Annotated in this window: 27 protein-coding genes; 19 read left to right on the top strand and 8 right to left on the bottom strand. The window is 62.1% G+C overall.

The genetic code is table 11. The features are described from left to right. The first annotated feature begins 7 nt into the window (after positions 1–7). From rplF to bfr, 14 genes are all read left to right on the top strand, one after another. Positions 8–541: a 50S ribosomal protein L6 gene (rplF, locus tag BVH06_RS21190; RefSeq protein WP_013789767.1), complete on the top strand. Its 534-nt coding sequence runs from the start codon at positions 8–10 to the stop codon at positions 539–541. Between the two features lie 11 nt (positions 542–552). Continuing rightward, positions 553–903, top strand: coding sequence for a 50S ribosomal protein L18 (gene rplR / locus BVH06_RS21185; protein ID WP_003293038.1), 351 nt, complete (start codon positions 553–555; stop codon positions 901–903). 3 nt (positions 904–906) lie between these two features. Then, positions 907–1407 (top strand): 30S ribosomal protein S5, encoded by a 501-nt coding sequence (gene rpsE / locus BVH06_RS21180; RefSeq protein ID WP_013789768.1) that lies wholly within the window; start codon positions 907–909, stop codon positions 1405–1407. Positions 1408–1409: 2 nt separating this feature from the next. After that, entirely contained in the window at positions 1410–1589 is a 180-nt protein-coding gene (gene rpmD, locus BVH06_RS21175) for a 50S ribosomal protein L30 (protein WP_013789769.1), read from the top strand. A 3-nt stretch (positions 1590–1592) separates the two neighbouring features. Beyond that, positions 1593–2027 (top strand): 50S ribosomal protein L15, encoded by a 435-nt coding sequence (rplO, locus tag BVH06_RS21170; RefSeq protein WP_070887126.1) that lies wholly within the window; start codon positions 1593–1595, stop codon positions 2025–2027. Continuing rightward, entirely contained in the window at positions 2028–3356 is a 1329-nt protein-coding gene (secY, locus tag BVH06_RS21165; protein ID WP_075931518.1) for a preprotein translocase subunit SecY, read from the top strand. It abuts the gene before it with no gap. A 28-nt stretch (positions 3357–3384) separates the two neighbouring features. Then, positions 3385–3501, top strand: coding sequence for a 50S ribosomal protein L36 (gene rpmJ / locus BVH06_RS21160; RefSeq protein ID WP_002555468.1), 117 nt, complete (start codon positions 3385–3387; stop codon positions 3499–3501). A 131-nt stretch (positions 3502–3632) separates the two neighbouring features. Then, positions 3633–3989, top strand: a complete 357-nt coding sequence (gene rpsM, locus BVH06_RS21155; protein ID WP_070887128.1) for a 30S ribosomal protein S13 — start codon at positions 3633–3635, stop codon at positions 3987–3989. A gap of 30 nt (positions 3990–4019) precedes the next feature. Continuing rightward, positions 4020–4409, top strand: a complete 390-nt coding sequence (gene rpsK, locus BVH06_RS21150) for a 30S ribosomal protein S11 (RefSeq protein ID WP_013789773.1) — start codon at positions 4020–4022, stop codon at positions 4407–4409. Between the two features lie 17 nt (positions 4410–4426). Then, positions 4427–5047, top strand: a complete 621-nt coding sequence (gene rpsD / locus BVH06_RS21145) for a 30S ribosomal protein S4 (RefSeq protein WP_013789774.1) — start codon at positions 4427–4429, stop codon at positions 5045–5047. A 22-nt stretch (positions 5048–5069) separates the two neighbouring features. Beyond that, positions 5070–6071, top strand: coding sequence for a DNA-directed RNA polymerase subunit alpha (rpoA, locus tag BVH06_RS21140; protein ID WP_013789775.1), 1002 nt, complete (start codon positions 5070–5072; stop codon positions 6069–6071). A 43-nt stretch (positions 6072–6114) separates the two neighbouring features. After that, complete coding sequence (rplQ, locus tag BVH06_RS21135) at positions 6115–6501, top strand: 50S ribosomal protein L17 (RefSeq protein WP_042552930.1); 387 nt, start codon at positions 6115–6117, stop codon at positions 6499–6501. A 173-nt stretch (positions 6502–6674) separates the two neighbouring features. Further along, complete coding sequence (katG, locus tag BVH06_RS21130) at positions 6675–8966, top strand: catalase/peroxidase HPI (RefSeq protein WP_075935384.1); 2292 nt, start codon at positions 6675–6677, stop codon at positions 8964–8966. 143 nt (positions 8967–9109) lie between these two features. Further along, complete coding sequence (gene bfr / locus BVH06_RS21125; RefSeq protein ID WP_075935383.1) at positions 9110–9574, top strand: bacterioferritin; 465 nt, start codon at positions 9110–9112, stop codon at positions 9572–9574. A 54-nt stretch (positions 9575–9628) separates the two neighbouring features. Here the strand turns inward: bfr and uvrA are convergent, their stop codons facing one another. Beyond that, a complete protein-coding gene (uvrA, locus tag BVH06_RS21120) occupies positions 9629–12463 on the bottom strand; it encodes an excinuclease ABC subunit UvrA (protein WP_075935382.1) in 2835 nt (944 codons plus the stop codon). Between the two features lie 187 nt (positions 12464–12650). Between uvrA and BVH06_RS21115 the strand changes: the two genes are divergently transcribed. Then, the gene (locus BVH06_RS21115) at positions 12651–14039 is read left to right on the top strand and encodes an MFS transporter (RefSeq protein WP_075935381.1); all 1389 of its coding nucleotides are present in this window, start codon (positions 12651–12653) and stop codon (positions 14037–14039) included. 15 nt (positions 14040–14054) lie between these two features. Then, the gene (locus tag BVH06_RS21110; protein ID WP_075931523.1) at positions 14055–14555 is read left to right on the top strand and encodes a single-stranded DNA-binding protein; all 501 of its coding nucleotides are present in this window, start codon (positions 14055–14057) and stop codon (positions 14553–14555) included. A gap of 60 nt (positions 14556–14615) precedes the next feature. Here the strand turns inward: BVH06_RS21110 and BVH06_RS21105 are convergent, their stop codons facing one another. After that, the gene (locus tag BVH06_RS21105; RefSeq protein ID WP_075931524.1) at positions 14616–14963 is read right to left on the bottom strand and encodes a hypothetical protein; all 348 of its coding nucleotides are present in this window, start codon (positions 14961–14963) and stop codon (positions 14616–14618) included. A gap of 245 nt (positions 14964–15208) precedes the next feature. Here BVH06_RS21105 and BVH06_RS21100 point away from each other — a divergent pair, with 245 nt between their 5' ends. Then, entirely contained in the window at positions 15209–16093 is an 885-nt protein-coding gene (locus tag BVH06_RS21100; protein WP_075931525.1) for a sugar nucleotide-binding protein, read from the top strand. Next, positions 16086–17015 (top strand): NAD-dependent epimerase/dehydratase family protein, encoded by a 930-nt coding sequence (locus BVH06_RS21095; RefSeq protein WP_075935380.1) that lies wholly within the window; start codon positions 16086–16088, stop codon positions 17013–17015. The genes BVH06_RS21100 and BVH06_RS21095 overlap by 8 nt, the downstream gene beginning before the upstream one ends. Before the next feature lie 152 nt (positions 17016–17167). On the opposite strand, the gene BVH06_RS21090 is transcribed toward BVH06_RS21095, so the two are convergent. From BVH06_RS21090 to BVH06_RS21070, 5 genes are all read right to left on the bottom strand, one after another. Further along, positions 17168–17860 (bottom strand): OmpW family protein, encoded by a 693-nt coding sequence (locus BVH06_RS21090; RefSeq protein ID WP_075931527.1) that lies wholly within the window; start codon positions 17858–17860, stop codon positions 17168–17170. Positions 17861–18045: 185 nt separating this feature from the next. Continuing rightward, a complete protein-coding gene (locus BVH06_RS21085) occupies positions 18046–18567 on the bottom strand; it encodes a DUF3299 domain-containing protein (RefSeq protein WP_075935379.1) in 522 nt (173 codons plus the stop codon). A 56-nt stretch (positions 18568–18623) separates the two neighbouring features. Then, a complete protein-coding gene (locus BVH06_RS21080) occupies positions 18624–19886 on the bottom strand; it encodes an ABC transporter permease (RefSeq protein WP_075931529.1) in 1263 nt (420 codons plus the stop codon). Between the two features lies 1 nt (position 19887). Beyond that, positions 19888–20595, bottom strand: a complete 708-nt coding sequence (locus tag BVH06_RS21075; protein WP_027904598.1) for an ABC transporter ATP-binding protein — start codon at positions 20593–20595, stop codon at positions 19888–19890. Positions 20596–20723: 128 nt separating this feature from the next. Next, complete coding sequence (locus tag BVH06_RS21070) at positions 20724–21317, bottom strand: DUF2796 domain-containing protein (protein WP_075935378.1); 594 nt, start codon at positions 21315–21317, stop codon at positions 20724–20726. A 129-nt stretch (positions 21318–21446) separates the two neighbouring features. Between BVH06_RS21070 and BVH06_RS21065 the strand changes: the two genes are divergently transcribed. After that, entirely contained in the window at positions 21447–21812 is a 366-nt protein-coding gene (locus tag BVH06_RS21065; protein ID WP_075935377.1) for a hypothetical protein, read from the top strand. A 166-nt stretch (positions 21813–21978) separates the two neighbouring features. Here BVH06_RS21065 and trxA read toward each other — a convergent pair whose 3' ends face one another. Beyond that, entirely contained in the window at positions 21979–22851 is an 873-nt protein-coding gene (trxA, locus tag BVH06_RS21060) for a thioredoxin (RefSeq protein ID WP_075935376.1), read from the bottom strand. Positions 22852–22865 lie beyond the last annotated feature (14 nt).

Raw genomic sequence — 22865 nt, 5'->3', positions numbered from 1 at the left:
GATAAGCATGTCTCGCGTTGCTAAGAACCCCGTCAAGCTGCCTGCTGGTGTAGAGATCAAACTCGCCGGTCAGCAGCTTTCGGTGAAGGGTGCCAAGGGCACTCTGGAACTGAACGTTCACTCGTCCGTTGAAGTGCTGCAGGAATCCGGTGAGCTGCGTTTCGCTGCTCGCAACGGCGACCAGCAGACTCGTGCGATGGCCGGTACTACCCGCGCTCTGGTCAACAACATGGTCATCGGCGTAAGCCAAGGCTTCGAGCGCAAGCTCCAGCTGATCGGTGTTGGTTACAAGGCGCAGGCCAAGGGTCAGGTGCTGAACCTGGCGTTGGGCTTCTCTCACCCTATCGACTACCAACTGCCGGAAGGCGTTGTGGCCGAAACCCCGAACCAGACCGAGATCCTGATCAAGGGTGTCGACAAGCAACTGGTTGGTCAGGTTGCCGCGGAGATTCGTGACTTCCGCCGTCCTGAACCTTACAAGGGCAAAGGTGTTCGTTACGCTGACGAAGTCGTCCGCCGTAAAGAAGCCAAGAAGAAGTAAGGGGCTAGGAAATGACCGACAAAAAAGTTACTCGTCTGCGTCGCGCTCGCAAAGCACGCCTGAAAATGCACGAGCTCGAAGCCGTGCGTCTGTGCGTGTACCGCTCTTCGCAGCACATCTATGCCCAGGTCATCTCGGCCGACGGCAGCAAGGTTCTGGCCAGCGCCTCTACCTTGGACAAAGCACTGCGTGACGGCGCCACCGGCAACGTCGACGCGGCCAAGAAAGTTGGTGAGCTGGTTGCCGAGCGTGCGAAAGCCGCTGGTGTGACCCAGGTTGCATTCGACCGTTCTGGCTTCAAGTACCACGGCCGCGTCAAGGCGCTGGCTGATGCTGCTCGTGAAGGCGGGCTGGAGTTCTAAGTTATGGCAAATAACGACCAAAAGCGCGACGAAGGCTATATCGAGAAGCTGGTTCAGGTGAACCGCGTTGCCAAGACCGTTAAAGGCGGCCGTATCTTCACCTTCACCGCGCTGACCGTGGTAGGTGATGGCAAGGGCCGTGTAGGTTTCGGCCGTGGCAAGTCCCGTGAAGTGCCGGCTGCCATCCAGAAAGCGATGGAAGCTGCTCGTCGCAACATGATCCAAGTTGATCTGAACGGCACCACTCTGCAGTACGCCATGAAGTCCGCCCACGGCGCTTCGAAGGTTTACATGCAGCCTGCTTCCGAAGGTACCGGCATCATCGCTGGTGGCGCCATGCGTGCCGTCCTGGAAGTCGCTGGTGTTCAGAACGTTCTGGCCAAGTGCTACGGCTCTACCAACCCCGTGAACGTGGTTCATGCCACTTTCAAAGGTCTGAAGGCTATGCAGTCTCCGGATTCGGTTGCAGCCAAGCGTGGCAAGAGTGTCGAGGAGATTCTCTAACCATGGCTAACACCGTCAAAGTGACTCTGATCAAGAGCACCAATGGCCGTCTGGCCAATCACAAAGCCTGCGTCAAAGGCCTCGGCCTGCGTCGCATCAATCATACCGTCGAAGTTCTGGATACTCCGGAAAACCGCGGCATGATCAACAAGGCTTATTACCTTCTCCGTGTGGAGGGTTGATCCATGTACCTGAACGATTTGAGTCCAGCGCCGGGTTCCCGTCGCGAGAAGCACCGTCCGGGCCGTGGTATCGGTAGTGGTTTGGGCAAGACCGGTGGCCGTGGTCACAAAGGTCAGACCTCCCGCTCCGGTGGCACCATTGCTCCGGGTTTCGAAGGCGGCCAGCAGCCTCTGCACCGTCGTCTTCCCAAGTTCGGTTTCGTGTCTCTGAAGGCTATGGATCGCGCGCAAGTGCGTACTTCCGAGCTGAACAAGATCGAAGGCGACGTAGTTACTCTGCAGGCGCTGAAGGATGCCAACCTGATTAATCAAAACGTACAGCGTGTGAAAGTCATGCTGTCCGGTGAGATTACTCGTGCGGTCACCCTCAAAGGTATCGCCGCCACCAAAGGTGCGCGTGCGGCTATCGAAGCAGCTGGCGGTAAGTTCGAGGAATAAATGGCTAAGCAAGGTGCTCTCTCTGCTCTGGCTGGTGGCGGGTTGTCCGAACTCTGGGCTCGTCTGCGCTTTCTGTTCATGGCGATCATCGTCTATCGAATCGGCGCGCATATCCCAGTTCCCGGTATAAACCCTGACCGTCTGGCCGATCTGTTTCGACAGAATGAGGGGACCATTCTTAGCTTGTTCAACATGTTTTCCGGCGGCGCGCTGGAGCGGATGAGTATCTTTGCACTGGGGATCATGCCGTACATCTCGGCATCGATCATCATGCAGCTGATGACCGCCGTCAGTCCGCAGCTGGAGCAGTTGAAGAAGGAAGGTGAGGCTGGTCGTCGCAAGATCAGCCAGTACACCCGCTACGGCACCTTGGTTCTGGCTTTCGTCCAGGCTATCGGCATGTCCGTTGGTCTGGCGAGCCAGGGCGTAGCGTTCTCGGGCGATTTCGGCTTCCACTTCGTCGCAGTCACCACGTTCGTGGCGGGTGCGATGTTCATGATGTGGCTGGGCGAGCAAATCACCGAGCGCGGTGTTGGCAACGGTATTTCGATGCTGATTTTTGCGGGCATCGTAGCCGGTCTGCCGTCGGCGATCGGGCAGTCTTTCGAGTCTGCACGTCAGGGCGATATCAATATTTTCGCTCTCATCGCCATCGGTTTGCTGGCAGTAGCGATCATCGGTTTCGTGGTGTTCATTGAGCGTGGCCAGCGTCGCATCGCGGTGCACTACGCCAAGCGTCAGCAGGGCCGCAAGGTCTTCGCTGCGCAGACCAGCCACCTGCCGTTGAAGGTGAACATGGCGGGCGTAATCCCGGCCATTTTCGCCAGCAGCCTTCTGTTGTTCCCGGCCTCGCTGGGTGCCTGGTTTGGTCAGTCCGAAGGTATGGGCTGGCTGCAGGATATTTCACAGGCTATCGCTCCTGGTCAGCCGTTGAACATTTTGCTGTTTAGTGCAGGGATCATCTTCTTCTGCTTCTTCTACACAGCGCTGATGTTCAACCCGAAAGACGTAGCGGAAAACCTGAAGAAGTCCGGTGCCTTTATTCCGGGTATCCGTCCCGGTGAGCAGTCTGCACGCTATATCGATGGCGTTCTGACTCGCTTGACCATGTTCGGTGCTCTGTACATGACGGCCGTATGCTTGTTGCCCCAGTTCCTGGTGGTGGCGGCCAACGTACCGTTCTACCTTGGCGGGACCTCGTTGCTGATCGTGGTGGTGGTTGTGATGGACTTCATGTCGCAAGTACAATCGCACCTCGTTTCGCACCAGTACGAATCCCTGATGAAGAAAGCCAACCTGAAGGGCTACGGCAGCGGCATGCTCCGCTGAAGTGTCCATAAGGTTCGAGGAGTTGGTGATGAAAGTTCGTGCATCGGTGAAAAAGCTGTGCCGCAACTGCAAAATTATTCGCCGTGAAGGTGTAGTGCGAGTGATTTGCAGCGCGGAACCGCGTCACAAACAGCGCCAAGGCTGAGTGTGATCGACGCTATAAGCCCGGCAGCTAGTGCGCTGCCGGGTTGATTATTTGTTTTTACAGCGATAATATCTCGCGCCCCATTTCTTGGCTTCCGGGGCGTAGGTAGCTGTCAATTGGAGTTCCACTGAATGGCCCGTATTGCAGGCGTTAACATTCCGGATAACAAGCACGCTGTTATCTCGCTGACCTACATCTTTGGTGTTGGTCGCACTACTGCACAGAAGATCTGTGCCGCTACCGGTATTAATCCGGCAGCAAAGATCAAGGATCTCTCTGACGAGCAGATCGAGCAGCTGCGTGGTGAAGTCGCCAAGGTGAATACCGAGGGTGATCTGCGCCGTGAAGTGAACATGAAAATCAAACGCTTGATGGATCTGGGTTGCTACCGCGGCCTGCGTCATCGTAAAGGTCTGCCGGTTCGCGGTCAGCGCACCAAGACCAACGCACGCACCCGTAAGGGCCCGCGTAAGCCGATCCGCAAGTAATCGCGTTCGCGAATCGACAGGAATTTAGTCATGGCAAAACCTGCTGCTCGTACTCGTAAGAAAGTCAAAAAGACGGTGGTTGATGGCATCGCCCACATCCACGCTTCTTTCAACAACACCATCGTGACCATTACCGACCGTCAAGGTAACGCCCTGTCCTGGGCTACTTCCGGTGGTTCGGGTTTCCGCGGTTCCCGCAAGTCCACCCCGTTCGCTGCCCAGGTGGCTGCTGAGCGTGCTGGTCAAGCTGCGCTGGAATACGGCCTGAAGAACCTCGACGTCAACGTCAAGGGCCCAGGTCCGGGTCGTGAGTCCGCTGTCCGTGCTCTTAACGGCTGCGGTTACAAGATCGCCAGCATCACCGATGTGACGCCAATCCCGCATAACGGGTGCCGTCCTTCGAAGAAGCGTCGCGTGTAATCAGGAGACAGTGAGAAATGGCTCGTTACATTGGTCCCAAATGCAAACTGTCTCGTCGTGAAGGCACTGATCTGTTCCTGAAGAGTGGCGTCCGCGCTCTGGAATCGAAGTGCAACATCGAAGCAGCCCCAGGTATCCACGGTCAGCGCCGTGGCCGTCAGTCCGACTACGGCACCCAGCTGCGTGAGAAGCAAAAAGTTCGTCGTATCTACGGTGTACTGGAGCGTCAGTTCAGCGGTTACTACAAGCAGGCAGCTAGCCAGAAAGGCGCTACCGGCGAAAACCTGCTGCAACTGCTCGAGTGCCGTCTGGATAACGTCGTTTACCGTATGGGTTTCGGCGCTACTCGTGCCGAGTCCCGTCAGCTGGTTTCGCACAAAGCGATCAGCGTAAACGGCAAGACTGTCAACGTACCGTCCTACCAGGTCAAAGCTGGTGACGTGGTTGCAGTTCGCGAGAAGTCGAAGAATCAGCTGCGCATCGTTCAGGCTCTTGAGCTGTGTGCTCAGCGTGGCCGTGTTGAGTGGGTAGATGTAGACACCGAGAAGAAATCCGGCGTGTTCAAAAGCGTTCCGGTTCGTGGTGATCTCTCCGCTGACATCAACGAGAGCCTGATTGTCGAGCTCTACTCCAAGTAAGGGCTAGAAAATAGGTGCATCCATGCAGATTTCGGTAAATGAGTTCCTGACCCCCCGCCATATCGATGTGCAGGTGGTCAGTCAGACCCGCGCCAAGATCACCCTCGAGCCTCTCGAGCGTGGTTTCGGCCATACCCTGGGCAACGCGCTGCGTCGCATCCTGTTGTCCTCCATGCCTGGCTGTGCAGTAGTCGAGGCCGAGATTGACGGTGTACTCCATGAGTACAGCGCCATTGAAGGTGTTCAGGAAGACGTCATTGAAATCCTGCTCAACCTCAAAGGTCTGGCCATCAAACTGCACGGTCGAGACGAAGTTACACTGACTCTGGCGAAGAAGGGCTCTGGCGTCGTAACCGCTGCCGACATTCAGCTGGATCATGATGTTGAAATCGTCAACGGCGACCACGTAATCGCCAATCTGGCCGCTAATGGCGCGCTGAACATGAAGCTCGTCGTAGCTCGTGGTCGCGGCTACGAGCCGGCCGATTCGCGCCAGAGCGATGAAGATGAAAGCCGCAGCATTGGTCGCTTGCAGCTCGACTCTTCCTTCAGCCCGGTGCGTCGCGTGTCTTACGTGGTGGAAAACGCTCGCGTCGAGCAGCGCACCAACCTGGACAAGCTGGTTATCGATCTCGAAACCAACGGTACCCTGGATCCTGAAGAGGCCATCCGTCGTGCCGCTACCATCCTGCAACAGCAGCTGGCTGCATTCGTCGACCTGAAGGGCGACAGCGAGCCGGTTGTTATCGAGCAGGAAGACGAGATCGATCCGATCCTGCTGCGTCCGGTTGATGACCTTGAACTGACCGTCCGTTCGGCCAACTGCCTCAAGGCAGAGAACATCTACTACATTGGTGACCTGATCCAGCGCACCGAAGTAGAGCTGCTCAAAACGCCGAACCTGGGTAAGAAGTCCCTGACCGAAATCAAGGACGTTCTGGCTTCCCGTGGTCTGTCCCTCGGTATGCGCCTCGACAACTGGCCGCCGGCAAGTCTGAAGAAAGACGACAAGGCCACTGCCTGATCGTCATCATCACCGAACGTGTAGTTTGGTAAGGAATTGAACCATGCGTCATCGTAAAAGTGGCCGTCACCTCAGCCGCACCAGCGCTCACCGCAAGGCCATGTTTCAGAACATGGCGGTATCGCTGTTCGAGCATGAGCTGATCAAAACTACTCTGCCGAAAGCCAAGGAACTGCGCCGCGTTGCCGAGCCGCTGATCACCCTGGCTAAAGAAGACAGCGTCGCCAACCGTCGTCTGGCTTTCGACCGTACTCGTTCGAAAGCTATCGTTGGTAAACTGTTCAACGATCTGGGCAAGCGCTATGCCACCCGTCAGGGCGGTTACCTGCGTATCCTCAAGTGCGGCTTCCGCGCTGGCGACAATGCTCCGATGGCTTATGTTGAGCTGGTCGACCGTCCGGTCGGCGGCGCAGTAGAAGCTGCCGAGTAAGGCATCGTTGCAAAAAAGAACCGGGCTTAGGCCCGGTTTTTTTATATGTGGTTTTTAGTAAAAAACTATCGTGCTGCAAGTTCTTATTCATTTGTCGCTTCGCCTGTGCTCGTTAATACTCAATGTCAATCCCGCTCAGTCGGGAACGATCAGGCCAGCTAAGGAGATAGACGATGAGTGACAAGACCGAGGGCAAATGCCCCTTTTCGGGGAACGCCTCTGCGGAAAAGCCGAAGCATGCCGCTGGTGGCGGTACCGGTAACCGTGACTGGTGGCCCAATCAGCTGCGTGTCGACCTGCTGCACCAGCACTCCTTCAAGTCCAACCCGCTGGGTGAGGACTTCAACTATGCCGACGCCTTCAACTCGCTGGACTATGAGGCGCTGAAGAAAGACCTGCGCGCCCTGATGACCGACTCGCAGGAGTGGTGGCCCGCTGACTTCGGCCACTACGGCCCGCAATTCATCCGTATGGCCTGGCACGCTGCCGGTACCTATCGCACGGGAGATGGCCGTGGCGGCGCTGGCCGTGGGCAGCAACGCTTCGCGCCGCTCAACAGCTGGCCGGACAACGTCAACATCGACAAGTCGCGCCGCTTGCTGTGGCCGATCAAGCAGAAGTACGGGCAGAAAATTTCCTGGGCCGATCTGTTGGTGCTGACCGGCAACGTTGCCCTGGAAACCATGGGCTTCCGCACCTTCGGCTTCGCCGGTGGCCGCGTAGATACCTGGGAACCGGATCAGGACGTTTACTGGGGTACTGAAAAGACCTGGCTGGGCGGCGACGAGCGCTATGGCAAGGGCGCTGCCGGCCGTGAAGACGATCAGGGCGTACTGGTCGCCGACGCAGAGCTGCATGGCCAGGAGCAGGACCGTACCGACGGTCAGGGCCGTAACCTGGAGAACCCGCTCGCTGCCGTGCAGATGGGCCTCATCTATGTGAACCCGGAAGGCCCTGAAGGCAATCCCGATCCGCTCGCCGCCGCCCATGACATCCGCGAGACCTTCGCGCGCATGGCGATGAACGATGAAGAAACCGTGGCGCTGATCGCCGGCGGTCACACCTTCGGCAAGACCCACGGTGCCGGCCCGGCCGATCACGTTGGCGCCGAGCCGGAAGCGGCCGGCCTGGAAGAGCAGGGCCTGGGCTGGAGCAGCTCGTTCGGCAGCGGCAAGGCCGGCGATGCGATCACCAGTGGCCTGGAAGTGACCTGGACCAGCACGCCCGCGCAGTGGGGTAACGAGTTCTTCGAGAACCTGTTCAAGTTCGAGTGGGAATTGACCAAGAGCCCGGCCGGTGCTCATCAGTGGGTGGCCAAGAACGCCGAGGCGATCATCCCCGATGCCCATGACCCGTCGAAGAAGCGCCTGCCGACGATGCTGACTACCGACTTGTCGCTGCGTTTCGACCCCGCCTACGAGAAGATCTCGCGTCGCTTCCTGGAGAATCCGCAAGCCTTCGCCGAAGCGTTCGCCCGCGCCTGGTTCAAGTTGACCCACCGCGATCTCGGGCCGAAGTCGCGTTACCTGGGCCCAGAAGTTCCGAAAGAAGAGCTGTTGTGGCAAGACCCGCTGCCGGCTGTTCATCATCCGCTGATCGACGACGCGGACGTGGCGACCCTCAAGGCACAGGTGCTGGCCTCTGGCCTGTCGGTGGCCGAGCTGGTCGGCACTGCCTGGGCTTCGGCTTCGACCTTCCGTGGCTCCGACAAGCGCGGCGGTGCCAATGGCGCCCGTATTCGCCTGGCACCACAGAAGGATTGGGCGGCTAACCAGCCCGAGCAACTGGCCAAAGTGCTGGCGAGGCTGGAAGGCATTCGCGGCGAGTTCAACCGCTCCGCTACCGGCGGCAAGCAGGTGAGCCTGGCCGACCTTATCGTACTGGCCGGTAATGCCGGTATCGAGCAGGCCGCCAGCAAGGCGGGTCGTACCGTGAAGGTGCCGTTTTCGCCAGGCCGCAGCGATGCGTCCCAGGCGCAGACCGATGTCGAGTCCTTCGCGGTGCTCGAACCGATCGCCGATGGCTTCCGCAACTACCTCAAAGGCCGCTACAGCGTGCCAGCCGAGGCGCTGCTGATCGACAAGGCGCAACTGCTGACCCTGACGGCGCCGGAACTGACGGTACTGGTCGGCGGCCTGCGAGCGATCAACATCAACGTGGAGGGTACGAGCCACGGTGTATTGACCGACAAGCCTGGCGCGCTGACCAACGACTTCTTCGTCAACCTGCTCGACATGGGCACTGCTTGGAAGGCAGCGGCCGGTGACGGCAATCTGTTCGAGGGGCGTGACCGCAAGAGCGGCGAATTGAAGTGGACGGGTACCCGGGTGGATCTGGTGTTCGGCTCCAACGCCATTCTGCGTGCCCAGGCCGAGGTCTATGCCAGCGCCGATGCGCGCTTCATCGAGGACTTCGTGGCCGCCTGGACCAAGGTCATGAACCTCGACCGCTTCGACCTCGCCTGATCCATGGCCGGGCGCATGCGCCCGGCTCGGTGAGCGGCTCAAGCCAACGCCTCCTTTCGGAGGCGTTGTGCTTTTTGCTTGACCCCGATGGGTGATGGGCCGAGCATTCACCTATTCCATTCGCTGCACCAAGGATTCCGCGCATGAAGGGCCACATCGAAGTCATCGACTACCTCAAAATCCTGCTCAAAGGGGAGCTGGCCGCGCGCGATCAGTATTTCATCCACTCGCGTCAGTACGAAGACTGGGGCTTCAGCAAGCTCTACGAACGCATCAACCACGAGATGGAGGAGGAGACCCAGCACGCCGATGCCCTGCTCAAGCGGATTCTGTTCCTGGAAGGCGTTCCGGACATGGTGCCGGATGCCTTCACCTTCGGGCAGACCGTGCCGGATGCCCTGAAACTGGACCTGGCTCTCGAGTATCAAGTGCGTGCGGCCCTGAGCAAGGGCATCGAACTGTGCGAGCGCCATCAGGATTATCAGACCAGCGATATCCTGCTGCTGCAACTCAAGGATACCGAGGAAGACCATGCTTACTGGCTGGAGATCCAGCTGCAGCTGATCGACAAGCTGGGCCTGGAAAAATACCTGCAGAGCCAGATGTAAATCATCGGCAAGAAAAAGCCCCGCTCGCGGGGCTTTCTCGTTTCAGGGAGGCGCTCAGGCGCGATCACGTTCCAGCAGCGGCTTGAGGAAGTGCCCCGTGTGGGACTGCGGCATCTCGGCCACTTCTTCCGGCGTGCCGACGGCGATGATCTGTCCGCCTTTGGAGCCCCCTTCGGGCCCCAGATCCACCAGCCAGTCGGCGGTCTTGATCACGTCCAGGTTGTGCTCGATCACCACCACGGTGTTGCCGTGGTCGCGCAAGCGGTGCAGAACGTCGAGCAATTGCTGGATGTCCGCGAAGTGCAGGCCGGTGGTCGGTTCGTCGAGGATGTACAGGGTCTTGCCGGTGTCACGCTTGGAGAGCTCGCGGGACAACTTGACCCGCTGCGCCTCGCCACCGGACAGAGTGGTCGCCGACTGGCCGAGCTTGATGTACGAAAGGCCCACGTCCATCAGCGTCTGCAGCTTGCGCGCAAGGGCCGGTACGGCATCGAAGAACGCGCGGGCGTCCTCGATGGTCATTTCCAGCACCTCGTGGATGCTCTTGCCCTTGTACTTGATCTCCAGGGTTTCGCGGTTGTAACGCTTGCTCTTGCACACGTCGCAGGGCACGTAGATGTCCGGCAGGAAGTGCATCTCCACCTTGATCAGGCCATCGCCCTGGCAGGCCTCGCAGCGGCCACCCTTGACGTTGAACGAAAAACGGCCGGGGCCGTAGCCGCGCGAGCGTGCTTCCGGCACGCCGGCGAACAGCTCGCGGATCGGCGTGAACAGGCCGGTGTAGGTCGCCGGGTTGGAGCGCGGCGTACGGCCGATGGGGCTCTGGTCGATGTCCACCACCTTGTCCAGGTGCTGCAGGCCGTCGATGCTGTCGTGGGCAGCGGCTTCCAGCGTAGTGGCGCCATTCAGTGCGGTGGCGCTGAGCGGGAACAGGGTGTTGTTGATCAGCGTCGACTTGCCCGAGCCGGAGACCCCGGTCACGCAGGTCAGCAGGCCGATGGGGATTTCCAGGTTGACGTTCTGCAGGTTGTTGCCACGAGCACCCTTGATCTTCAGCGACAGCTTCTTGTTGCGCGGTGTGCGCTTGGCCGGCACGACGATCTTGGTGCGGCCGGACAGATACTTGCCGGTGACCGAGTCTGGGTGCGCCATGACTTCTTCAGCTGTACCCTCGGCAACGATCTGCCCGCCGTGCACGCCCGCACCCGGGCCGATGTCAACCACGTAGTCGGCCATGCGGATGGCGTCTTCATCGTGCTCGACCACGATCACCGTGTTGCCGATGTCGCGCAGGTGGCGCAGGGTGCCGAGCAGGCGCTCGTTGTCACGCTGGTGCAGGCCGATGGACGGCTCGTCGAGGATGTACATGACGCCCACCAGGCCGGCGCCGATCTGGCTCGCCAGGCGGATGCGCTGGGCCTCGCCGCCGGATAGCGTGTCGGCGCTGCGATCCAGAGTCAGGTAATCGAGGCCGACGTTGACCAGGAATTGTAGGCGTTCGCAGATTTCCTTGAGGATCTTGCTGGCGATCTCGCCACGGCGGCCGTCCAGGGTCAGGCCGCCGAAGTAATCGCTGGCTGCGCCAATCGGCAGGCCGGTGACGGCAGGCAGGGTCTTCTCGCCCACCCATACATGGCGCGCCTCGCGACGCAGGCGTGTGCCGCGGCAGTCGGGGCAGGGCTGGGTGCTGAGAAACTTGGCCAGTTCCTCGCGCACGCTGGTCGACTCGGTTTCGCGGTAGCGGCGTTCGAGGTTGGGCACGATGCCTTCGAACGGATGCGAGCGCTTGACGATATCACCACGGTCGTTGAGGTACTTGAATTCGACGTTCTGCGAACCGCTGCCGCCGAGAATCACCTTCTGGTGCTCGGCGTCGAGTTCGGCGAACGGCTTGTCCAGGCTGAAGCCATAGTGTGACGACAGTGAGCCGAGCATCTGGAAGTAGTAGACGTTACGCCGGTCCCATCCGCGTATTGCGCCTTCGGCCAGGGTCAGCTCGCCGTTGACCAGGCGCTTGGCGTCGAAATACTGCTTCACGCCCAGACCGTCGCAGGTCGGGCAGGCGCCGGCCGGGTTGTTGAAGGAGAACAGCTTGGGCTCCAGTTCACTGATCGAATGGCCGCACACGGGGCAGGCGAAGCGCGCGGAGAAGATGATCTCTTCGCCTTCTTCCCCGTCCATGGGCGCGATCAGCGCCAGGCCGTCGGCCAACTTGAGCGCGGTCTCGAAGGATTCGGCCAGGCGCTGCTGCAGATCGCCGCGGGCCTTGAAACGATCGACCACGGCGTCGATGCTGTGCTTCTTCTGCTTGTCGAGCTTGGGCAGCTCGTCCAGCTCGTATAACTTGCCGTCCACCCGCACGCGCACGAAGCCTTGGGCGCGCAGCTCGTCGAACACCGCCAAGTGCTCACCCTTGCGTTCGCGAATCACCGGGGCCAGCAGCATCAGCTTGCTGCCTTCGGGCATGGCCAGCACCTGATCGACCATCTGGCTGACCGTCTGGGCTTCCAGCGGCAGGTCGTGATCGGGGCAGCGCGGCGTACCGGCGCGGGCGTAGAGCAGGCGCAGGTAGTCGTAGATCTCGGTGATGGTGCCGACGGTCGAACGCGGGTTGTGGGAGGTGGACTTCTGCTCGATGGAGATCGCCGGCGACAGGCCTTCGATGGTGTCGACATCGGGCTTTTCCATCATCGACAGGAACTGCCGGGCATAGGCCGACAGCGACTCCACATAGCGACGCTGGCCTTCGGCGTACAGCGTGTCGAAGGCCAGGGACGACTTGCCCGAGCCCGACAGGCCGGTGATCACGATCAGCTTGTCGCGTGGCAATGTCAGGTCGATATTCTTCAGGTTGTGGGTACGGGCCCCACGAATCAGGATCTTGTCCAAAAGGAACCTCTAAGCTGACTGGGTTTTCGTCGCTGTCTTTACCGGAGGCCCTTGTCACAGCCTCGCCTGGCGGGCGGATAAACCGCCGAGTATACGGGCGGCAACAGGCGTGCGGCAAAGCGCCGCTGCTGTGCCAGTAGGGTTTCGACTGGTAGAATCGCCGGCTTGTTTCAACAGGTTATCGACGATGCGCGATTCGCACAGCGAACGCATGAGTGGCGCGGAAACTCGTGCAGCCGGTGGGCTGGCGTTGGTGTTCGCATTCCGCATGCTGGGCATGTTCATGGTGTTGCCGGTATTGGCTACTTATGGGCAGGAGCTCGCCGGTTCAACCCCGGCCCTGATCGGCCTGGCGATCGGTGCCTACGGCCTGACCCAGGCCTTTCTGCAGATTCCCTTCGGGGTGATCTCCGATCGCATCGGTCGGCGCCCGGTGATCTACTTCGGCCTGGTGATCTTCGCCGCCGGCAGCCTGCTGGCGGCCAATGCCGATTCCATCTGGGGCGTGATCGCCGGGCGCGTGCTACAGGGCGCTGGGGCGATTTCCGCCGCGGTGATGGCGTTGCTGTCCGACCTTACCCGTGAGCAGCACCGCACCAAGGCCATGGCCATGATCGGTATGAGCATCGGCCTGTCGTTCGCCGTGGCGATGGTAGTCGGGCCATTGTTGACGCGCGCCTTTGGGCTGTCCGGTTTGTTCCTGGCCACCGGCGCCATGGCGCTGCTGGGCATCGTCATCGTCGCTGGCCTGGTGCCTTCGAGTGCCGGCCCGCTGCAGCACCGCGAATCCGGCGTCGCCAGGCAGGCCCTGTGGCCGACGCTCAAACACCCGGACCTGCTGCGGCTGGATTTCGCCATCTTCGCCCTGCACGCCATCCTCATGGCCAGCTTCATCGCCTTGCCGCTGGCACTGGTGGAGCAGGGCGGCCTGCCCAAGGAGCAGCACTGGTGGGTGTACCTCACTGCGCTGCTCGGCGGATTCTTCCTGATGGTGCCGTTCATCATCTACGGCGAGAAGAAGCGCCAGATGCGCCGTGTACTGGTCGGCTCGATCATCGTGCTGCTCGGCTGCGAGCTGTTCTTCTGGGCGTTCGGCCACGGCCTGCGCAACCTGGTGCTGGGCATCGTGGTGTTCTTCACCGCGTTCAACCTGTTGGAAGCTTCGCTGCCCTCGCTGATCAGCAAGGTGGCGCCGGCGGGCGGCAAAGGCACGGCCATGGGCGTGTATTCGACCAGCCAGTTCCTCGGCTCGGCCCTGGGCGGCATTCTTGGCGGCTGGCTGTATCAGCACTACGGGCTGGCAGGCGTGTTCGGCGGCTGTGCACTGTTGACGGTTCTCTGGCTGGCCTTTGCTGTTACTATGCGTGAACCGCCGTACGTGACCAGCCTGCGGTTGCCGCTTTCCAGCGCGGCGTTGCAGGAAGTGGGGCTGGCGGAGCGAATTCAGGCAGCGCCGGGAGTGGCGGATGCCGTAGTGGTGGTCGAAGAGGCCGCCCTCTATGTGAAAGTGGATACCCAACAATTGGATCGCACGTCGCTGCAGCGCTTGATCGAAGCGGCGCCGGTGACGTGCTGAAAGTAGGAGAGCGTTATGGCCCGTGGGGTTAACAAAGTCATTCTGGTCGGTACCTGCGGACAGGATCCGGAAACGCGCTATCTGCCCAGCGGCAATGCCGTGACCAACCTGAGCCTGGCCACCAGCGAGCAGTGGACGGACAAGCAGACCGGTCAGCGTGTCGAGAAAACCGAGTGGCACCGTGTGTCGCTGTTCGGCAAGGTCGCCGAGATCGCTGGTGAGTACCTGCGCAAGGGCTCCCAGGTGTACATCGAGGGCAAGCTGCAGACCCGCGAGTGGGAAAAGGACGGCGTGAAGCGCTACACCACCGAGATCATCGTCGACATGCAGGGCACCATGCAGCTGCTCGGCGGTCGTCCGGACAATGCCGGTGGTGGTGATTCCGCTCCACGTCAGTCGCGCCCGGCACCGCAGCGCGAGCCGCAGCAGCAGGCGCCGCGCCAGTCCGCGCCGCAGCAGCAGAAGCCGCAGCCCGCCCAGGACTACGACAGCTTCGACGACGACATTCCGTTCTGATCGTCAGCTGACTGCAAGAGGCCCCGCACTGCGGGGCCTTTTCATTTCTGCCAACGCGGCTCAGGCCGGCTTGAAGAGGCGCTTGCGCAGCAGGCCCTGGCAGATCCACAGCACCAGCGCCAGGCTGATGCCGCAGAGGTTGGCCAGTACGTCCAGCGGGCTGAACTCGCGTACCGGCTGGATCACATGCTGCAACCATTCCAGCAGGGGCGCCTGGATGTACAGCAGCGGCCATAGCAGCCAGCCGGGCATGCTGGGAAAAGCGATACGGGTAACCAGAGACAGGCCGCCGAAGGCGATCAGATGGAGGAACTTGTCCGACTCGTCGAACAGGTCGGGTGGTGGCTCGGGGCGAAACAGGCCGTAGGCGAGTACCGCACAGCAGGCCAGGAACAGCAGTTTTCTCACGTTTCTCTTCCTTCGCTTCTCTATCGGCTCGCCATTCAGACCCACATCGCGCCGCAGGGTTGCCCGCAGCGTGCCTTCGCCGGGCCCTGGTGCGTCAAGATGAAGCCCGGTGGTGACGCCGCGGGGTAAAAACAGCAAAATGCAGGCCATGGGGCTGAACCGTTCGGGCTCTGCCAAGAGTCGATTACCCAGGCACCGTTGCCGGGCGTCGGCTCAAATCTGATTGTGGAGCTTCTAGTTTCGTTATGCGCATGCGCCTGTTGTTGCTGGGTGGTGGCAGTACGCTGGGTCGGGCGTTGATTCGCCTGGGGGCCGAAGAAGATATCGGTTTCCTCGCCCCGCGCCCGCCGGCCCAGGGTTGGGATGCCGCCAGCCTCACTCAGTTGGTCGACGATACCCGCCCTGATGCGGTGATCAACCTCGCCTATTATTTCGACTGGTTTCAGGCCTCCAAGGTCAGCGAAGAGCGTTTCGCCGCTCAGGAGCGTGCCGTCGAGCGCCTGGCCGAGCTCTGCCAGCATCACGATATTCGCCTGCTGCAGCCGTCCAGTTACCGGGTGTTCGATGGCGCCCGGGCGACCGCCTACAACGAGAAGGACGAAACCCAGCCGCTGAGCATGCGCGGCCAGGTGCTGGTGCGCATGGAGCAGAGCGTGCGCGCCTTGTGCCCGCGTCATGTGCTGCTGCGCTTCGGCTGGATCCTCGATGACAGCCCGGACGGCCTGCTGGCACGCTTTCTGGTGCGCGCCGAGCGTGACAAGGCGCTGTACCTGGCCGACGACCGACGTGGCAACCCGACGCCGGTGGACGATGCCGCGCGAGTGATTCTCGCCGTCCTCAAGCAGCTCGACTGCGCCGCGCCGCTGTGGGGCACCTATCATTACGGCGGCCACGAGGCGACCACGGCGTTGGCGCTGGGCCAGGCGATGCTCAGCGAGGCCCGGCACCTGCGCCAGAACCTGCTGGAAGAGATCTGCGGGCAGGCCCACGCCGCCAGGGGCGATGCCTCGGAAGAGCCGCAGCACGGCGTACTCGCGTGCAAGAAGATCCTTCACACCTTCGGCGTCAAGCCGCGCGCCTGGCGTGCCGGCCTACCGAGCCTGCTGGAGCACTATTACCGCCATGTCTGATCAACCTGTTCTCGTCACCGGCGGTGCCGGCTTCATCGGCTCCAACCTGGTCGACGCCCTGCTGGCGCGTGGGCACAGCGTGCGCGTGCTGGACAACCTGTCCATGGGCAAGCTGAGTAACCTGCCGCTCGATGATGCTCGCCTGACCTTCATCGAAGGCGACGTAGCCGATGCCGCGCTGGTCAGCCGCGCGGTGGCCGGTTGCAGCGCCGTGGTGCACCTGGCAGCCGTGGCCTCGGTACAGGCCTCGGTGGACGATCCGGTCAGCACCCACCAGAGCAACTTCATCGGCACCCTGAACATTTGCGAAGCCATGCGCGAGCACGGCGTGCGTCGCGTGGTGTTCGCTTCCAGCGCCGCGGTGTATGGCAACAATGGCGAAGGCGTGGCCATCGACGAAGCCACCGCCAAGGCACCTTTGACGCCTTACGCGTCGGACAAGCTGGCCAGCGAGCACTACCTGGAGTTCTACGCGCGGCAGCATGGACTGGAGCCGGCGATTTTTCGTTTCTTCAACGTGTTCGGCCCACGCCAGGATCCGTCCTCGCCATATTCGGGGGTGATCAGTATCTTCACCCAGCGCGCCCAGCAAGGCCTGCCGATCAGCGTGTTCGGTGACGGCGAGCAGACCCGGGATTTCTTCTATGTCGCCGATCTGGTCGCACTGCTGCTGCAGGCGCTGGACGCCGGGCAGCCGCCTGCCGGCGCGGTGAACGTCGGTTGGAACGAGTCGGTAAGCCTCAAACAGTTGCTGACGCAGATCGGTGAGCTGCTCGGCTGCCTGCCGCCGGTGACGCATCTGGACGCGCGAGCCGGCGATATCCGCCATTCCCGTGCCGACAATGGCCGCCTGGCGAACGAGTACCGGCTGCCGACGCAGACGTCGCTGCGTGATGGGCTGGCGGCGTTGCTTAATAGCTGAGGCGCTAATCGCCGGGCAGCAAAAAGCCGGCAATGCCGGCTTTTTGCGTTCGAGTGGCCAGCGGACTAAACGCTGTTCCTGTGGGAGCGTGCATGGCCCCACAAAAAGCAGATCGCTGTCAGCCCACTCCTTCTAGCTGTCTCCAGCTGTCCTTAGAACTTGTAACCCAGCCCCACCATGTACACGAACGGATCGACATCCACGTCGACTTTGGCGCGCACGCCCAGGGCGGTGTTGTCCACATAGGCGGTGGTGTCGATGTCGATGTAGCGAGCCTGGGCGTTGATCATCAGGTTGTCGGTGAGCATGTAGTCGGCACCGATCTGCCAGGCCAGGCCCCAGGAGTTCTTGGCGCGGAAGTTGTCGAAACCGGCTGACGAGGCGCCGCTGCCCACGTGTTCGTCGTAGATCCAGGTGTAGTTGATGCCGCCGCCGACGTAGGGCTGGAAGGCCGACTTGGCGTCGAGCGGGTAGTACACCAGGCTCAGGGTCGGCGGCAGGTGCTTGAGGGTACCGAGCTTGCCGTTGGCGGCGTCCAGCACGGTGCCCTTGATCTTCACGTCATGCTCGAACGGCGTGGCGGCGAGCAGTTCGACGCCCAGGTGGTCGGTCAGCATGTAGGCGAAGTTCAGGCCTAGCTGGGTGTCGCTGCTCATGGTCGCCTTGCCGCCCAGGTCGGTGCCCGCCAGGCCGCCGCGGTCGACCTTGACCGAGGAGCTGTCCGCCTCGGGGTTGACGGTGATGGCGCCGGCGCGCACGAGGATGTCACCGGCCTGGTGCGCCTGGGCAACGGGGGCCGCCAGCGCCAGGGCGATCAGCGAGGCAGAGAACAGCGACTTGTACATGGTGAGCTCCTAACGGTCATTCGAATCATCTCGGATGGCGTCAGGGTAAGGCGCTGGGTGAAGCGCCTGTTGACTCAGCTCAATAGCTGGCTAAGCAAGGGTGCGACGGTTTGTCGCGATGCAGGGTCTGTCGATGCTTCAGCGCAACCCGTAGGGCCGGGCCCGTGCTGAAGCGTCAACAGACCCTAATTGGCCGGTAGTTCGTAGGGATAGATTTTGTCCGCCGCCAGCTGATAGCCGACCTCGGCCAGTTCGCTGCTGCTGTGCTCGACCTTGAGCGGGCCTTCGACCCAGAAGGGCTGGTACAGCGCGTCGAGCAGCACGCCCAGTTCGGTGTTGACGTGGATGATCTGGTTGGACGGCGGTGGCGGCACATGGATGCAGGCGCCGAAGTAGGGCACCAGCAGGAACTCGGTCACGCGGCCTTCTTCGGTGACGTCCAGCGGTACGATGTAGCCGGGGATCTTGACGTTCTGGCCGTCCATCTCCTTGACCACCGGCGCCGATGGGAACTGCTGCAACGAGGCCGCGCCGCCCTCGGACAAGGCATCGCCCAACTGCGACATGTCGTGCATCGGCGTCATCTGCGGCACCTGTGGCGGTGCGTCCTTGGGGATCAGTTCCTGCCAGTTCAGAGTACGCAATTCGGCAGCCCAGAGCGGTGAGGTCAGGGTGAGGAGCAGAGCGGTAAGCAGGGCGCGACGCATGACACTACCTTCGGGTTGGAAAACGAAGCCGGGCTGATTGGCCCGGCTTCGTTCAGTCACAGTCGAATGGAGAGCCCATCCGCTAACGACTGCCGATACGCGCGCCAGGCCGGCACGCAGCCCATCAGCAGGGCGGCCGCCAGAATAGCGCCAAGCAGTGTCCACTCATAGGGCGTTGGTGCGCTGAGCGGCAAATACAGGCCATAGTTGGCCTGCACGTAGCCTTGCGCACCGGCGATGCCGGCATACAGCAGCGCCGTGCCGGCCACCACGCCAGCCACCGCCAGTGAGAACGCCTCGAGAACCAGCAGGCTGGCGACGTGCCAGGGCCGCGCGCCGACCGAACGGAGGATGGCCATCTCCCGGCGACGCTCGTTGAGGCTGGTGAGAATCGCCGTGAGCATGCCGATCAGCCCGGTCAGCACCACGAACAGCGAGACCACGAACAGCGCCTTTTCCGCCGTGCCCATCAGGCTCCACAGCTCCTGCAGGGCGACACCGGGGAGAATCGCCAGCAACGGCTCGCCGCGATATTCGTTGACCTCGCGCTGCACGGCGAAGGTGGCGATCTTGCTCTTCAGGCCGAGCATCGCCGCGGTGATCGCCTTGGGCTGCAGATCCATGTGCCGCGCCTGTTCGGCGCTGACCTTGCCGGCGCCGCGGGCGGGTACGCCGTTCTGCCAGTCGACGTGCAGCGCTTCCATGCCTTCCAGGGAAATGTGCAGGGTGCGATCCACCGGGGTGCCGGTACGGGCCAGAATTCCGCTGACCACGAACGGCTTGTCGTCGTGCTGCTGCAGGCTGACCGTCGCCACACCGTGGGACAGCACCAGTTTGTCGCCGAGCTTGTAGTTCAGCGCCTCGGCCACCTCGGCGCCGAGCACCACGTCGAACAGGTCGTGAAAGCGCTCGCCCTGGGCCAGCTGAAGGGATTGCCCGCGGCCGTAATGGTAATGGTCGAAGTAGCCCTCGTTGGTGCCCATCACCCGATAGCCGCGGTGCGAGTCGCCCAGGGAAATGGGGATCGCCCAGTCGACCTGGCGATGCGCGGCGAGTTTCTCGAAGCTGTCCCAGCGGATGTTGTTGGTGGCGTTGCCGATGCGGAACACCGAGTAGAGCAGCAGGTTGACGCTGCCGGAGCGGGCGCCGACGATCAGGTCGGTGCCGCTGATGGTGTTGGCGAAGCTGGCACGCGCTTCGGTGCGCACCCGCTCCACCGCGAGCAGCAGGCACACCGACAGGGCGATGGCGAATACCGTGAGCAGGGCGGTAAAACGGCGGTTGGCCAGGCTGGCCAGGGCGAGTCGTAACAGGAACACCTCAGACCTCCTGGGGTTTGCTGGCGCGGTTGAGTTCACCCAGCGACAGGCTGCGGTCGAACAGTGCGGCCAGGCTTTGGTCATGGCTGACGAACAACAGGCTGGCGCCGACGTCGCGGCATTCGCCGAACAGCAGCTCGAGGAACGCCTGACGGGCATCGGCATCCAGCGCCGAAGTCGGCTCGTCGGCGATCACCAGCTCCGGTTGGCCGATCAGCGCGCGGGCGGCGGCGACGCGTTGTTGCTGGCCGATGGACAGCGAGTCGGCGCGCCGTTCGAGCAATTCCGGGCGCAGCCCCAGGTGCTCCAGCAGCTTGCCGGCGGCCTGGTCGACGCTGCCGTAGCGCTGGGCGGCGCGCTCGGCCCGCAGGCGGGAAAAGCGGCACGGCAGCTCGACGTTGTCGCGCACGCTCAGGAATGGCAGCAGGTTGAACTGTTGGAAGATGTAGCCGGTGTGGTCGACGCGAAAGCGATCCCGACGCGCCGCCGAGAGCGTGGCGAGGTCTTCGCCCAGCAGGCGAATGGTGCCGCGGCCAGGTTTCTGTACGCCGCCGAGCAGGCCGAGCAGGGTGGTCTTGCCGCTGCCGCTGGGGCCCTTGAGAAACAGGGTCTCGCCGCGTTGCAGGTGAAAATGGGGGATGTCCAGAAGCTCGTCCTGGCCGGGCCAGGCGAAGCCGAGGTCAGTGAGTTCGATCAGTGCTGTGGTCATGGGGACTGCTGGCGCTGGAGGGAAAGGCAGCAAGTGTGCCAGTCATGGCCACGAAATGCTGAGCCAGAGGGTGTTGCCGAACGTGTGTAACGGCAGATGCCGCCTTGTGGCGGCATCTGCGTGGTCGGTCAGAATGTCAGGCGCGGGTTGGCCGGGGTCGACTCGACGCCCTGCTGGCCGCTCGGGCCGATCAGTTGCACGTTGATCTTCTGGGTGGCAGGGAATTGCTTGTAGAACGCCGACAGGTCGAGGGTCTTCAGCTCACCCGGCTGTTTGCAGGTGAAGTTGTAGTCGGCATCGATATCGCTATGTTCATGGTGATGGTCGTCGCCGTCAGCATGCTCGTCGTGGTCGTGGTCGTGGTCGTGGTCGTGGTCGTGGTCGTGGTCGGCGTTGCCGAACAGCGGGCTGCGTACTTCGTGTTCGTTCAGGCTGCAGCCGGCAGCGGCAGGCAGGGCGAACAGGGCCAGGGGCTTTTCAAGCAGTGCGCGGGCGGCGGCGACGGTTTTCTTGTCGGCATCGCTGGTAGCGGCATGCTCGAAGCCGACGATGTTCATGGCCGGGCTTTCCAGCTCGATTTCCAGAGTGCTGCCTTCCAGTGCCACGTTCAGCGTGGCGACGCCGTGTTCGTGTTTGCCGAGGCTACCGTGTTCATGGTCGTGGGCCTGGGCAGCAGCCAGGGGCAACAGGGCGAAGGGCAGGGCGAGCAGCAGGTGGCGCATGGGAAGCTCCGGTCGGGTGAGTGCTGGAATGGATTGATACGTTATAACAAATTTATGCGTGGTGGTAGAGCGGCTTGGTTTGCCTGCCCGCCCGTGGGAGCATGGCGCATCGATTAGGTGGAGGTAGGCATGGTGCGTATTCGCGGGCGGATCGGCGATTGGCCGGTGGACCTGACGGTGGAACTGGATCCGCAGGATTGGGCGCAGCTGGCAGGGGCGGTGACGGTGCCTGCAGCGCAGGTGCCGACGACGGTGGCGTCAGCCCCGGCCCAGGCGGATCAGGATGGCCAGTGGCAGACGGTGCTGGAGTTGTTACGCCGTGCAGGGCGTATCGAGGGGCCGCAGCTCATGGCGCAACTGGCTGCGCTGGCCGGCGGTGAAGTGGCGGGCAAGCGCCTGCTGGTTCGCCTGCGCCATTGTGATCAGGTGCGCATGGAAACCGGCGCCGATGCGCCGGTTTATTGCTGGGTTGGGCAGCCAGAGGCCTCGGGTTGAGGCGGCAAGTACCGTGTTCACGCACGGCACGGGCTGCATCCGTAGCCCGCGGTTGAGCGCAGCGATATCCGGGAAAATGGCTCTCACCCAGGCTACGTGCTGATAGGTGCCCTGGGTATCGCTGCGCTAAACGCCAGGCTATATCAGCGGGGCACGGTTAAAAGACTCAATACAACGCCTGGTAGACCCGGCGGCGGTAGGTGGTGACCAGCGGATTGTCGTTGCCGAGCAGGTCGAACACTTGCAGCAGGGTCTTGTGCGGCAGGCCGTCGGCGTAATTGCGATTGCGCACGAACAACTTCAGCAGGCCGTCCAGCGCCGGCTCGTATTGCTGGCGGGCGAGTTGCTGGATGGCCAGCTGATAAGCCGCTTCGTCGTCCTCGCCGTTCTGCGCCAGGCGGCTTTTCAGGGTGGCGGCGTCCGGCAGGTCGGCGGCCTGGCGCAGGAAGGTGATCTGCGCGCGGGCACCGGCGAGTGCCTGCTTGTGCTCATCACCTTTCACGGCACCCAGCACCTGCTCGGCCTCGTTCAGTTCACCCCGTTCGGCCACGCAGCGGGCGTAGAGAATCAGCGCGGCGGCGTTCTCGTTGTTTTCCGTCAGCAATTCCTTGAGCGCGGCTTCGGCTTCACCGATGCGGCCGTCGGCGAAGGCCGCCTGGGCCACTTCCATCAGGTCGGCCTGGGGCGCCGGTGGCTCGGCGACATGGGGCTGCAGCAGGGCGCGAATCGCCGACTCCGGCTGGGCACCCTGGAAGCCGTCGACCGGCTGGCCGTTCTTGAACAGCACCACGGTCGGCAGGCTGCGAATGCCGAAGCGCGCGACGATGTCCTGCTCGACGTCGCAGTTGACCTTGGCCAGCAGCAGCTCGCCCGCGTAGCCCTCGGTGATCTGCGCCAGTACCGGCATCAGCGCCTTGCAGGGTGCGCACCATTCGGCCCAGAAGTCGACGAGCACCGGCTTGTTGAACGAGTTCTCGATCACCAGTTGCTCGAACTGGGCGGCGCCATTGATATCGAAGATGTAGGGGGTGTCGCTCATGGTCGGTCTCTGTC

This window comes from Pseudomonas sp. PA27(2017) (assembly GCF_001945445.1).
In the GTDB taxonomy this organism is placed as follows: Bacteria; Pseudomonadota; Gammaproteobacteria; order Pseudomonadales; family Pseudomonadaceae; genus Aquipseudomonas.
The sequence above is the reverse complement of the archived record's forward strand: the minus strand, read 5'-3'. Positions and strand labels throughout refer to the sequence as shown.

Bases quoted from the DNA above. Each gene is read 5' to 3' on its own strand.
- rplF (WP_013789767.1), top strand. From the start codon at position 8: ATGTCTCGCGTTGCTAAGAACCCCGTCAAGCTGCCTGCTGGTGTAGAG.
- rplR (WP_003293038.1), top strand. From the start codon at position 553: ATGACCGACAAAAAAGTTACTCGTCTGCGTCGCGCTCGCAAAGCACGC.
- rpsE (WP_013789768.1), top strand. From the start codon at position 907: ATGGCAAATAACGACCAAAAGCGCGACGAAGGCTATATCGAGAAGCTG.
- rpmD (WP_013789769.1), top strand. From the start codon at position 1,410: ATGGCTAACACCGTCAAAGTGACTCTGATCAAGAGCACCAATGGCCGT.
- rplO (WP_070887126.1), top strand. From the start codon at position 1,593: ATGTACCTGAACGATTTGAGTCCAGCGCCGGGTTCCCGTCGCGAGAAG.
- secY (WP_075931518.1), top strand. From the start codon at position 2,028: ATGGCTAAGCAAGGTGCTCTCTCTGCTCTGGCTGGTGGCGGGTTGTCC.
- rpmJ (WP_002555468.1), top strand. From the start codon at position 3,385: ATGAAAGTTCGTGCATCGGTGAAAAAGCTGTGCCGCAACTGCAAAATT.
- rpsM (WP_070887128.1), top strand. From the start codon at position 3,633: ATGGCCCGTATTGCAGGCGTTAACATTCCGGATAACAAGCACGCTGTT.
- rpsK (WP_013789773.1), top strand. From the start codon at position 4,020: ATGGCAAAACCTGCTGCTCGTACTCGTAAGAAAGTCAAAAAGACGGTG.
- rpsD (WP_013789774.1), top strand. From the start codon at position 4,427: ATGGCTCGTTACATTGGTCCCAAATGCAAACTGTCTCGTCGTGAAGGC.
- rpoA (WP_013789775.1), top strand. From the start codon at position 5,070: ATGCAGATTTCGGTAAATGAGTTCCTGACCCCCCGCCATATCGATGTG.
- rplQ (WP_042552930.1), top strand. From the start codon at position 6,115: ATGCGTCATCGTAAAAGTGGCCGTCACCTCAGCCGCACCAGCGCTCAC.
- katG (WP_075935384.1), top strand. From the start codon at position 6,675: ATGAGTGACAAGACCGAGGGCAAATGCCCCTTTTCGGGGAACGCCTCT.
- bfr (WP_075935383.1), top strand. From the start codon at position 9,110: ATGAAGGGCCACATCGAAGTCATCGACTACCTCAAAATCCTGCTCAAA.
- BVH06_RS21115 (WP_075935381.1), top strand. From the start codon at position 12,651: ATGCGCGATTCGCACAGCGAACGCATGAGTGGCGCGGAAACTCGTGCA.
- BVH06_RS21110 (WP_075931523.1), top strand. From the start codon at position 14,055: ATGGCCCGTGGGGTTAACAAAGTCATTCTGGTCGGTACCTGCGGACAG.
- BVH06_RS21100 (WP_075931525.1), top strand. From the start codon at position 15,209: ATGCGCATGCGCCTGTTGTTGCTGGGTGGTGGCAGTACGCTGGGTCGG.
- BVH06_RS21095 (WP_075935380.1), top strand. From the start codon at position 16,086: ATGTCTGATCAACCTGTTCTCGTCACCGGCGGTGCCGGCTTCATCGGC.
- BVH06_RS21090 (WP_075931527.1), bottom strand. From the start codon at position 17,860: ATGTACAAGTCGCTGTTCTCTGCCTCGCTGATCGCCCTGGCGCTGGCG.
- BVH06_RS21085 (WP_075935379.1), bottom strand. From the start codon at position 18,567: ATGCGTCGCGCCCTGCTTACCGCTCTGCTCCTCACCCTGACCTCACCG.
- BVH06_RS21075 (WP_027904598.1), bottom strand. From the start codon at position 20,595: ATGACCACAGCACTGATCGAACTCACTGACCTCGGCTTCGCCTGGCCC.
- BVH06_RS21070 (WP_075935378.1), bottom strand. From the start codon at position 21,317: ATGCGCCACCTGCTGCTCGCCCTGCCCTTCGCCCTGTTGCCCCTGGCT.
- BVH06_RS21065 (WP_075935377.1), top strand. From the start codon at position 21,447: ATGGTGCGTATTCGCGGGCGGATCGGCGATTGGCCGGTGGACCTGACG.
- trxA (WP_075935376.1), bottom strand. From the start codon at position 22,851: ATGAGCGACACCCCCTACATCTTCGATATCAATGGCGCCGCCCAGTTC.